Origin of the sequence: Psychrobacter sp., assembly GCF_049295055.1 — a bacterium.
Lineage (GTDB): Bacteria > Pseudomonadota > Gammaproteobacteria > Pseudomonadales > Moraxellaceae > Psychrobacter.
The window spans coordinates 1-11,362 of the sequence record NZ_JBAQQF010000039.1; the positions used below are offsets into that span (position 1 = coordinate 1).

The window sequence follows — 11,362 nt, forward strand, 5'->3', positions numbered from 1 at the left end:
CGCCTTCCCTTCCGACTGGGTGGCATTATACGCACATTTGAAAGAGGGTCAAGGGGTTTCGAAGGGTTATTTGAGAGATATAACTCGATAGCTTAATAGTAGTATAGTTATCAAGGGGTTGGGGTTAAAATTAAATTTCAACTTACGATTTATAATCTCTTAGTCTTAATAACCATCCGAACTTTAGTTTCTTTCCATTGGAATCTATATGCCTTTTAGACTCCTATATTACATGTAGTTTATTATACTACCCTATTCAACCCCATCTATAAGACTGCTTACTGTTTCAATAGTTAACTATACCAACTTATAATTGGTTTAGCTAACAAGGTATTGATAACTGTATCTTTAACTCTTATATGCCTAATAAGAATTGCTTATATACCTATTATTCATATCTATCTATTATAGGTGGAACCACTACATAGATAGAACGGCCGTTTTATATAAGATATGAGAATGTGAAGCTATACGCTGTGCCTTGCTATCTAGTGTTAATAAACAGTTTTTGCTATAATAGCCGCTTTTATAACATTACTTAATAGTAATTCTGCCTAGCCTTATATAGAAGGTAGCTCGTTTTACATTATGGTGATTCGACTATAGCTATTAGGTGACCATTAATCCTAATGCTGTATGAATCTAAGCTCAATACTTTTAAGTAGTATCTCTTTCTTACAACATATCACAGTGCTGGATATAATTGACGTAGTCTCAAGGTTATATGATTGATGGTTGCAATCATCACTGCCAACGGACTCAAAAAGGTGAATAGATTATGGTAGCGATTACTTTACCCGATGGTAGCGTAAAAAACTTCGAAGGTAATACGACCGTCATGGAAGTGGCACAAAGTATTGGGACAGGACTTGCTAAAGCGACCGTCGCTGGACGTGTGAATGGTCATTTAGTGGATGCACACGACCCTATCGTTGCTGATGCTAAAGTCGAGATCATAACGCCAAGAGATGATGACGGTGTCGATATTATTCGCCATTCTTGTGCCCACCTATTAGGTCATGCGGTTAAGCAGCTATATCCTGATGTAAAAATGGTGATTGGTCCGGTTATCGATGATGGCTTTTATTATGACATTTATAGTGAAACGCCGTTTACACCTGAGCACATGGAAAAAATCGAAAAGCGCATGATGGAGCTTATCAAGCAAGATTATGACGTTATTAAGAAGATGACGCCACGTGCTGAAGTGATTGAGATCTTTGAGTCACGTAATGAAGATTATAAGCTTAAGCTTATTAATGATATGCCAGGCGAAGAGGCTTTTGGTCTCTATCACCATCAAGAATATGTCGATATGTGCCGTGGTCCGCACGTGCCAAGCACAAGATTCTTAAAAGTTTTTAAACTAACAAAGATGTCAGGCGCGTATTGGCGCGGTGATGCAAAGAACGAACAGCTACAACGTATTTATGGGACAGCTTGGGCAGATAAAAAAGATTTAAAAGCTTATATTCAGCGTATTGAAGAAGCAGAAAAACGCGATCACCGTAAAATTGGTAAAGCGTTAAACCTATTCCATATGCAAGAGCAAGCACCGGGTATGGTTTTTTGGCACCCGAACGGTTGGACGATTTATCAAGTACTTGAACAATATATGCGTAAAGTACAACATGATAATGGCTATGAAGAAATTAAAACGCCGCAAATCGTCGATCGTAGCTTGTGGGAACGTTCAGGACATTGGGGCAACTATGCCACCAATATGTTCACTACTTCTAGTGAAAGCCGTGATTATGCGGTAAAGCCAATGAACTGTCCTTGTCATGTACAGGTATTTAATCAAGGCTTAAAGTCTTACCGTGAATTGCCATTACGTATGGCGGAGTTCGGCTCGTGTCACCGTAACGAACCTTCGGGCTCGCTGCATGGCTTGATGCGCGTCCGTGGTTTCACTCAAGATGATGCACATATCTTTTGTACCCAAGCACAAATTCAACAGGAAGTGGCAGACTTTATTAAGCTCACCCTCGATGTCTATGATGATTTTGGTTTTAAAGACATTATTATGAAGCTGTCTACCCGCCCTGAAAAGCGTGTCGGTAGTGAAGAAGCTTGGGACTTTGCCGAAAAAGCATTGGCTGATGCGCTAGATAACTCAGGCCTTGATTGGGAATATCTACCGGGCGAAGGCGCTTTTTATGGTCCTAAAATCGAATTTAGTCTTAAAGATTGCTTAGGTCGCGTCTGGCAGTGCGGTACGATTCAGGTCGATCCAAACATGCCTGAACGTCTTGATGCAGAATTCGTCAATGAGCATGGCGAGCGCGAAGTGCCTATTATGTTGCACCGTGCCATTCTAGGATCATTTGAGCGTTTTATTGGTATGTTGATCGAACACTATGCTGGTTGGATGCCTGTATGGCTTGCGCCGCAACAAGTGGTGGTGATGAATATCACTGATAAACAAGCAGAAACCTGCGAAAATGTCGTTAGTGAGTTGAAAAAAGCAGGCTTACGCGCCATTAGTGACTTGCGTAACGAAAAGATTGGATTTAAGATACGAGAGAAAACATTAGAACGTATTCCCTATATGCTAGTATTAGGGGATAAAGAAGTCGAATCAGGCAGCGTCAACGTCCGAACCCGCGAAGGCGAAAATCTAGGCGTGATGAGCGTAGCTGAATTTATCACATTAGTAGAGACAGCTGTCACCGAAAAAGGCCGACAGAATCAAAAAACAGATCAGGAGTAATACCTATTAAACAGTCAAACCGTTTGAACATCAATGAAGATATCAGTGCCAAAGAAGTCCGTCTGGTTAAAGAAGATGGCGAGCAAATGGGCGTGGTCGATATCGAAACCGCGATGAAAGCAGCACGTGAAGACAGTCTAGATTTGGTCGAATTGGTTCCCGAAGCCAAACCGCCGGTATGTAAAATCATGGATTATAAGCATTTTCTCTATGATCAGAAGCAAAAGGCGAAAGAAGCTAAGAAAAACCAAAAACAGACTCAGCTGAAAGAAATGAAGCTACGTCCTAGCACCGAAGAAGCCGATTATCAGGTTAAACTGAGAAAAATCGTTAGCTTCTTAGAAGACCAAGATAAAGTTAAAATTAGCATTCGTTTCCGCGGACGTGAAATGGCGCACCAAGAGATTGGTCGCAAACAACTTGACCGTATCATTGAAGACACTGCAGATATCTCAAACGTCGAACAGTACCCTAAGATGGAAGGTCGTCAAATGGGTATGCTGTTAGGTCCTACTAAGAAAAAATAATCTAATAGATAACCACCATTGGCGGTTGCTGTAAATCTATATAGATATTTATAATCTTAACCATCAATATGCTGCGGGATATTGGTGGTTTTTTGGTATGTAAATCTATAAATACAGTCAGCTTAAAATAAAAAAATTATAGTAACGTTCTACTGCTATGAATTTTTCTTGCTTGCTGTTCGCAAGCATGACAAATACTGCAAAGAACTTCTGGCAGTAATACTGTATGACTTGTAAACATATGAAGCCTACGCTGCTTTACAAAACCCATCTTCTCAACCTTTTCATTACACGGTAATCTAAAGGTCTATTTTGTACCTCTTAATAATAATTCTAATAAAAACGATTAAACAAATAACAATAACGTCTATCCCAAACATTATTAATGGCATTAACAATAAATAAAAACTCTTTTCAGATATTATAGGAAACTCTATGCAAGAATTAACCCCACCCGAAAACACCTCTACACCAAGTATCACTTTGACTGCGCCGGCAGCAGTTAAAGAAATACAAAAAAGCGAAGCCGACCAAATGGTCAAGTTGGATGAAAGTCAACTTCCAGAACTTGATGCCAAAGTTGATGCTTTTGTCGATCACGTGATCAACAATTCAGTGCACAGCTCTGAGTTTAAGCAAAACGTCCAATCTATTCATAACTTGGGTAATAAAGAAATTCGCGAATCGGCGCAAGTATCTAACCGGATGTTAGAGTTGCCAGCTAAAAGTCTCAATGATAGCTTATTTGATAACTCACCAATTGCTAAGTCTCTTACTGAGCTGCGCGGCATTGTCGAAGATTTAGACCCTAGTAAGAAAGAGCTGACCAGCTCACGTAAGCTGTTTGGTCTCATCCCATTTGGTAATAAAGTACAAGATTACTTTCGCCAATACGAGTCAGCGCAATCCCATATCAATGCGGTAGTGACAAGCCTTTATAATGGTAAAGATGAGCTGCTCAAAGACAACGCCATGATTGAGCAAGAAAAAGTCAACATGTGGGAATTGATGCAGTCTATTCGTCAATACGTCTATGTTGGCAAAAAAATTGACGAGCAGCTAGAACAAAAAGTCTATGCAATAGAAGCAACTGACCCTGAAAAAGCGCGTATTATTAAGGAAGAGATGCTATTTTATGTGCGCCAAAAGAATACAGACTTTTTGACCCAATTGGCTGTAAACGTCCAAGGCTACTTGGCGCTTGATACCATTCGCCGTAATAATTTGGAGCTCATTAAAGGGGTTGATCGTGCGACTACGACTACTGTATCGGCATTGCGTACGGCGGTAATAGTGGCTCAAGCAATGACCAATCAGAAGCTTGTCCTTGACCAGATTACTGCTTTAAACAAAACAACCAGCAGTTTAATTGAATCGACCTCGGCGATGCTAAAACGCCAATCAGGCGAGATTCATGAGCAAGCGACCAGCAGCACCATTGAGCTTGATAAATTACAAAACGCCTTCAATAATGTCTATGATACGATGGATATGATTAGTAATTATAAACTTGAAGCGCTAGAAAACATGAAGCAAACGGTCAACACATTGACGACGGAAGTGGATAAAGCACAAAAGTACTTAGATAAGTCAAATCAAACTACCGTGCTTGAAGTATCAAAAGAGTTGGATACTAAGAAAATTACGAATAAATCCGGCTCTATCGATATCTAAAATACATCGGTTACTTTTATTATTGAAGGTAACCGTTACCTGCTATCGGACGCACATAAGACAATTGACGCAAGATATTACAGCGTTGTTCGTGTTAAGATAGTCCTTATTAATAATTTAAAACAGATACGGTACTTTATGAGTTGGAATGATCCAAACGCCTCGGCTGAAGCCCAAAAATACATTAACCCTGTTCCTAGTCGTGAGCTGATATTGAGCACGATTACAGAGCAAGGTGAACTTACGCATCAGCAGTTGGCAAAAGTTTTTAATATCACTGATCCTGATCAATTTGATGCTTTAGGCAATCGCCTGAAAGCGATGGTTCGTGATGGACAGGTCAATCGCGATGGTCGCCCTTATCGCTTTCGTACAGTGACGCAGCACGATGTCGTTAGAGGCACAGTGTCAGCCCACCCTAAAGGCTTTGGCTTTGTATTATTAGCTGATATGCCTGATTTATTTTTGCATGAAAAACAAATGCGCTGGGTATTCAATGGCGATATCGTTGATGCTATCGGGACATCAACCGATAATCGTGGTCGCATGGAAGGTCGTATTGTCGATGTGACCGAACGTCATCAAAACCATTTTATTGGCACACTTGCTCAGGATGAAGATGGTTATTGCGTAGAGCTCGGTAGCCCTAACAATCATCAACCGATTACCGTTACTGAAGATAATGTGCAAGCACTGGGCGCGAAAATCGGTAGCCCTGTAAAAGTGGATGTCATCGATTGGCCGAACCAACATGAGTTTGCGACGGGTAAAATCACTGAATTACTCAATGATGACAATGACCGCGAGCTGATTATTGAGACCACTCTATTAAACTACGATATTCCTTCTGAGTTTAATGAAGCAGCACTCAAACAAGCCAATGACTATCGTGAGCCAAGTGGAAAAGACTTAAAAGGTCGTATTGATTTACGTGATGTTCCGTTGATTACCATTGATGGCGCAGATGCACGTGATTTCGATGATGCCGTATTTGCTGAAAAACGTAGTGGTGGTAACTATCGCGTTTTAGTCGCAATTGCTGATGTCAGTCATTATGTCACCCCAAACTCTCCGCTTGATTTAGATGCTTTCGAGCGTGGTACTTCAGTATACTTCCCGCACCGTGTGATTCCGATGTTGCCCGAAGTACTATCAAACGGTCTGTGTTCATTGAACCCTAACGTCGATCGCTTATGTATGGTTGCCGATATTAAAGTCTCTCGCGCAGGTAATGTCACGGGTTATGACTTTTATCCGGCAGTGATGAATTCACAGGCGCGCTTAACATATGATCAAGTGAATGACTATCTTGCCAATCCAAAAGATAGCAGTGTGCCTAAGTCATTAACCGAAAATAAAGAAGTCAAAAAGTCGGTCGATACCTTACATCAATTGTATGAGTTACTGCTCAAAAAGCGTGAAGAACGTCATGCGATGGAGTTTGAAACGGTTGAGACTTATATTGAGTTTAATGAAAAAGGTGGTATCGCTGCTATCTTGCCACGTACTCGTGGTGATGCGCACAAATTGATTGAAGAGTGCATGCTGCTTGCCAATACATCTGCTGCAAACTTCGCGCTAAAAAACGAGCTGCCTGTTTTATATCGTAACCATGATAAGCCTGATGGCGAAAAGTCGATGCGTATTCATGAATATGCTAAAAACTTTGGTCTAAGCTTCCCAGAAGAAAGCCCAACCCAAGCAGATTATCAGCGAATTATCGAAGCAACTAAAGACCGTCCTGATGCGATTAGCATTCATAGCATGTTATTGCGCTCGATGATGCAGGCCAATTATTCACCCGACAATATCGGTCACTTTGGTTTGGCGTATGACGAATATAGCCACTTTACCTCGCCTATTCGCCGTTACCCTGATTTAATGCTACATCGCGCCATTAAATCAAAGGTGACCAATAGCCCGCAGCCAGTAATGGAATTCTCTTTAGATGGGGCTGGTACGCAAACCTCAGATACAGAACGCCGTGCTGAAAAAGCATCACGCTATGTAGAGTCGTGGCTCAAATGTCATTATATGAAAGATCATGTCGGCGAAGAGTTCGAGGGTGTGGTGACTACGGTTACAAGCTTCGGTTTATTCGTCACATTAACTGATCTTTATATCGATGGCTTAGTCCATATCTCGAACGTCGGCAATGACTTCTTTGTCTATGATGAGCAGCAACAGCAGCTTGTCGGTAAAGACAAAGGCACGTTATTCGGCTTGGGTGATTCAGTCAAAGTAAAAGTAGCTGGCGTAAATATGGATCTGCTACAAATTGACTTTGATTTAAAAGAAAAGCTGCAAGCAAGCAAGATGAATCAAAGCAAAGCGAATCCAGCTAAGAAGAGCCCAGCTAAGAAAACGAGTAGCCGCAACAATAAAGGCGCTAGCAAGAAAAGCTAGGTTTGAATAAAAATCTTATAATAAAAAAGGCTAACGTTATCGTTAGCCTTTTTTATGTTTGGTACTTTATAACAGCTGCTTAAATCATTATTGCGCACTGCTCATCTGGTCTAAACGTTCCTTATCCGCTTGCTGTGCCTGATCTATCTTGCTGGTAGCATTATCAAGAATGGCTTTCGGTTGCTGACCTAAAGGCTGACTTGCAATACTTTCTGATGCAGCTGATTGCGTAGTAGTGTCTGTTGGCGTAGAAGCAGATGCTGGCTCGTTGCTATCAACTACGGCTGTAGCATTACTATCATCACGGCCACCACTCATCATATTAAAACCAATTAATAGAACAAAACCTGCTAATGCAAAAATAATGATGTGTTTCATTTCCATGGGTAGCGTCTCGTATATTTAGAATAAAATGTTTTAATATACGTTTTTCTGCATTTTTCGTGCCTACTTTTATACATCAACTACTCTTGCGGGCTGTTCTTATCCAATAAGTCAGGCTCATCTGTATTCTCAGCGATTTCTTGTTCCACTTTTTCCATTAGCTTCTCATCGGGACGTGCGCTAAGTACGTCATCGTCATTATGTCCTTGCAAGATATGCTTAGCACGCGCTTTCGCTTGTTTCTTATCTTTATCATCCATTGTACTTTCATTAAAATCAATTGCATTAATATTAGAAACACTTGCTTGGGTAGGAGTGTTGGGTGTAATTAGGATGTCAGTGCTAGTGTTATTAGCGTCACCATTACCCTGTAAGTGGGCAAATGCTTTTTCTATCTTATGATTAAAACGTAGTCGATAAATAGGTTCGGGTAAGCTAAAGCCTTCATTTTCTAAAGCGTGCTTCGTTTCACGAATAGCGATACTACGTGCTTTCAAAAAGTCAGTTTCTGATTGGTTAACCCATACTTGAAATTCGAGAAGGATGTTAGAATCGCCAACTTCTGTAATAATAGCAATGGTTTTAGGCTTTTCTAATACAAAGTCTAACTTACATATCGCGTCAACTCCGACCTTAATAGCTGCAAGTGGATCATCATTGGCATCAACACCTAGCTCAAAGGTAAAACGGCGTTCAGGATTTTTAGTATAGTTTAGGATGGTACTTTTAAAGACTTCAGCATTAGGAATACGTAGCTGATTACCGTCTAGGGTCATCAAAATGGTCGCGCGAGAAGTTAGACGTACTACAATCCCTTCTTTGCCATTAATCACAATTTGATCACGAGCACGAAACGGCTGGCGAATACTAAGCATTAAGGAAGCAATATAGTTTTCAATGGTATCTTTTACGGCAAAACCGACCGCAATACCAATCACCCCCGCTCCTCCTAGCAGCGTCCCTAAAATGGTCTCCGCCCCAACTAAACTTAATGCCAGTATCAAACCGAAGATTATAAAAATGACTCTGACGGTTTGTGATAATAATTCAGCGACAAATGGATTAGGTGTCAAACGTTGCCACATTTTTTGCCGATTAGATAACCAGCTACCAAACCATGTCACGATACCGAAAATTAAAATACCCACCAGTAATAACGGTAAAGCTTTAATCAGCGTCTTACCTTGATTTTTTAGACCTTGATAGACTGTGGTGACGTTATCTTGCACATCTAGGGTGCGATTGATTTTGTCTTCAACAGTGACCACATCGGTTAAACGGTTGGTTAGATTGATGGCTTGCTGAGCTTTTTTCTCATTAGGAGTTTCACCGGTTAAGGTAACCACACCTTGCTTGACGCTGACATCAACGGTTTTTAAACCTTCAATTTCAGAAAAAATACCACTGATACGTTGACGAATATCATTGTCTTTTAATGGAGTTGGTGTGGTTTCAATTTGAGCGTTATTGGTACTCTCACCGCCTATACTAGGCGGTGGCGTAATGGGCAAAGGCGCTGTCGGTAATTCACTACTATCTGAAACATTGCTAGTGGAAGAATCACTATTAGAAGAATTATCAGGAGCACCATTACTAGCAGAGGCATTAGAAGTACTGTCAGCAAAGGCGTTAGAGGCCTTAGAATCATTAGCAACACTAGAAGGCTTAGTTGGCTCAGCCGTTACTGTGTTTTCGATATCTAGTACGGTCGCTACGCCTGCTAGCTCCTCACCAGCTGCATAAACTGGCAAACTATAAAAAAGGATGCTTAGTAGCAGCAGACATTGACCCCACGCGAGCAATTGCTTTCGTGTAGAGGGATGGTCAATATAAGCGGCCATAAGCATCCTTTGTCGTTATCTATTTATTTTAAGCATAGATAATGTTGCGAATAAATTATTAAGGGCGATTAAATGTCCAATTTATTTATGACTGTCTAAATAGTTTTGCGCTTCGCCCAAATCTAAGGTGCCTTCATAAATAGCACGACCAGTAATAATACCTTCGATACAGTGGCCGTAAGGCTTTAGCAATTCAATGTCTTTTATATCCGTCACGCCGCCAGAGGCAATCACAGGTAATCCGCCTTCACGTGCTAAGTTGACCGTTTGCTCAACATTAACGCCTTGCATCATGCCATCACGGTTAATATCGGTATAGACGATAGAAGAGACGCCAACATCAGCAAAGCGCTTAGCAAGTTCTGTGGCTTTAGTATCAGTCACATTTGCCCAACCATGAGTGGCGACCATACCGTCTTTAGCATCGATACCAACGATAATATGACCCGCAAATTCACGGCACGCTTCGGCAACAAACTCCGGATCTTCCACCGCTTTAGTACCAATAATGATATAGGTCAAACCGGCAGTGATATATTGCTCGATAGTTTTCATGTTACGTACACCACCGCCAAGCTGAATCGGCAGCTTAGGGAATGCTTTGGCAATATCATTAACCACACTTCTATGAACCGGCACGCCATCAAATGCACCGTTTAAATCGACTAAATGTAACCGGCGCGCGCCTTCTTTCACCCAACGCGCTGCCATTGCTACTGGGTCGTCAGAGAATACCGTATCGTCTTCCATACGGCCTTGTTTTAAGCGCACACACTTGCCATCTTTTAAATCGATAGCTGGGATAATGACAGGGACAGCACACATATAGCATTCCTTATAAAAAGCGATATTAATAATAAAAATACAATCAAAGTTTCATGATACGGGATGTTTTAAAAATTCAGTTAATCAATAACTTAATATAAACCGATTAGAATAACAAATTTAAAAAGGGGGTTATGAAAAATTCATACCAGTAGTATCTAATGACTCATTTATCTATTTTATTTGGTATTAATGACCTTTATAGCTGCAAAAAACAGACAGTCATAACCATAAGTTTTAGCACCAATAGTTACTGGCAACATTAGGTAAATCCAATTACCAACTGGCAATTTTAGGTCAATTTAGCGTATAATCCTAGGTAAGTTTGTATTTGTGCGATAAAACCGAATCGTCTGTTGTTTATAGATGATTTCAATGAGCGCAAGATAGATGGCAGTGCAGAATTAGTAACTCTGCTAAAAGTTGGGTTATCAACTACTGTTATCAAGCCATTAAGCTTGCCCTATAATCATAGGTTATTAAACAGCGCTTAGATAGCTTTCACTCAGTATCACAAGTCATTTATCTCTCATTTATATTCAATCGAATGAATAGCGCTGTTTAAATCACACAATTATTATGAATTTGAAGATTTTAATAAATCGTATAGTAAAACTGTATTTTATCTAAAACTGTCCTTTTAGGATGGCATTGGATTTGAGTGTTTTAGTATGCACCTTGGTAGCCAGTCGCCACTTTGGTCATTCGAATAAGACATTAACGTGTTGTTAAGGAGTCTAAGGTCAGCGTTAATACTCTTACTAGTAGTTATGATCATGCGTTATTTTTAGAGATCCTTTGTCACTATCCTACTATAGGAAGAGAGACGTGGGGGCTTTATTGAATGACGCAGATGTTCATGCTACCGATATACCAAACAGGACGTCTGGTATCGTTTTAGACTATGGACTAAGTTTTCGCTTATGATTACCATCAAAAAAGGTTTGGATTTACCCATCACTGGTGAACCCTCCCGCGAGATATCTGAGCAC

Annotated in this window: 7 protein-coding genes; 4 read left to right on the forward strand and 3 right to left on the reverse strand. The window is 40.6% G+C overall.

What is annotated here, in order from left to right; translation table 11 throughout:
- The first annotated feature begins 778 nt into the window (after nucleotides 1-778).
- From thrS to rnr, 4 genes are all read left to right on the forward strand, one after another.
- Entirely contained in the window at nucleotides 779-2,713 is a 1,935-nt protein-coding gene (thrS, locus tag WAZ74_RS05500; protein WP_422306624.1) for a threonine--tRNA ligase, read from the forward strand.
- Between the two features lie 23 nt (nucleotides 2,714-2,736).
- Entirely contained in the window at nucleotides 2,737-3,240 is a 504-nt protein-coding gene (infC, locus tag WAZ74_RS05505) for a translation initiation factor IF-3 (RefSeq protein WP_079692898.1), read from the forward strand.
- 435 nt (nucleotides 3,241-3,675) lie between these two features.
- Nucleotides 3,676-4,914: a toxic anion resistance protein gene (locus WAZ74_RS05510; protein WP_422306627.1), complete on the forward strand. Its 1,239-nt coding sequence runs from the start codon at nucleotides 3,676-3,678 to the stop codon at nucleotides 4,912-4,914.
- A gap of 138 nt (nucleotides 4,915-5,052) precedes the next feature.
- On the forward strand, nucleotides 5,053-7,320 hold the full coding sequence (gene rnr, locus WAZ74_RS05515) for a ribonuclease R (RefSeq protein WP_422306629.1): 2,268 nt from the start codon (nucleotides 5,053-5,055) through the stop codon (nucleotides 7,318-7,320).
- 87 nt (nucleotides 7,321-7,407) lie between these two features.
- Here the strand turns inward: rnr and WAZ74_RS05520 are convergent, their stop codons facing one another.
- From WAZ74_RS05520 to hisA, 3 genes are all read right to left on the reverse strand, one after another.
- On the reverse strand, nucleotides 7,408-7,704 hold the full coding sequence (locus tag WAZ74_RS05520; RefSeq protein ID WP_422306631.1) for a hypothetical protein: 297 nt from the start codon (nucleotides 7,702-7,704) through the stop codon (nucleotides 7,408-7,410).
- An 80-nt stretch (nucleotides 7,705-7,784) separates the two neighbouring features.
- Nucleotides 7,785-9,545 (reverse strand): mechanosensitive ion channel domain-containing protein, encoded by a 1,761-nt coding sequence (locus tag WAZ74_RS05525; RefSeq protein ID WP_422306633.1) that lies wholly within the window; start codon nucleotides 9,543-9,545, stop codon nucleotides 7,785-7,787.
- A gap of 81 nt (nucleotides 9,546-9,626) precedes the next feature.
- Nucleotides 9,627-10,370, reverse strand: a complete 744-nt coding sequence (hisA, locus tag WAZ74_RS05530; protein WP_422306636.1) for a 1-(5-phosphoribosyl)-5-[(5-phosphoribosylamino)methylideneamino]imidazole-4-carboxamide isomerase — start codon at nucleotides 10,368-10,370, stop codon at nucleotides 9,627-9,629.
- Nucleotides 10,371-11,362: the final 992 nt, after the last annotated feature.

Bases quoted from the DNA above. Each gene is read 5' to 3' on its own strand.
- hisA (WP_422306636.1), bottom strand. From the start codon at position 10,370: ATGTGTGCTGTCCCTGTCATTATCCCAGCTATCGATTTAAAAGATGGC.
- WAZ74_RS05510 (WP_422306627.1), top strand. From the start codon at position 3,676: ATGCAAGAATTAACCCCACCCGAAAACACCTCTACACCAAGTATCACT.
- thrS (WP_422306624.1), top strand. From the start codon at position 779: ATGGTAGCGATTACTTTACCCGATGGTAGCGTAAAAAACTTCGAAGGT.
- WAZ74_RS05525 (WP_422306633.1), bottom strand. From the start codon at position 9,545: ATGGCCGCTTATATTGACCATCCCTCTACACGAAAGCAATTGCTCGCG.
- WAZ74_RS05520 (WP_422306631.1), bottom strand. From the start codon at position 7,704: ATGGAAATGAAACACATCATTATTTTTGCATTAGCAGGTTTTGTTCTA.
- rnr (WP_422306629.1), top strand. From the start codon at position 5,053: ATGAGTTGGAATGATCCAAACGCCTCGGCTGAAGCCCAAAAATACATT.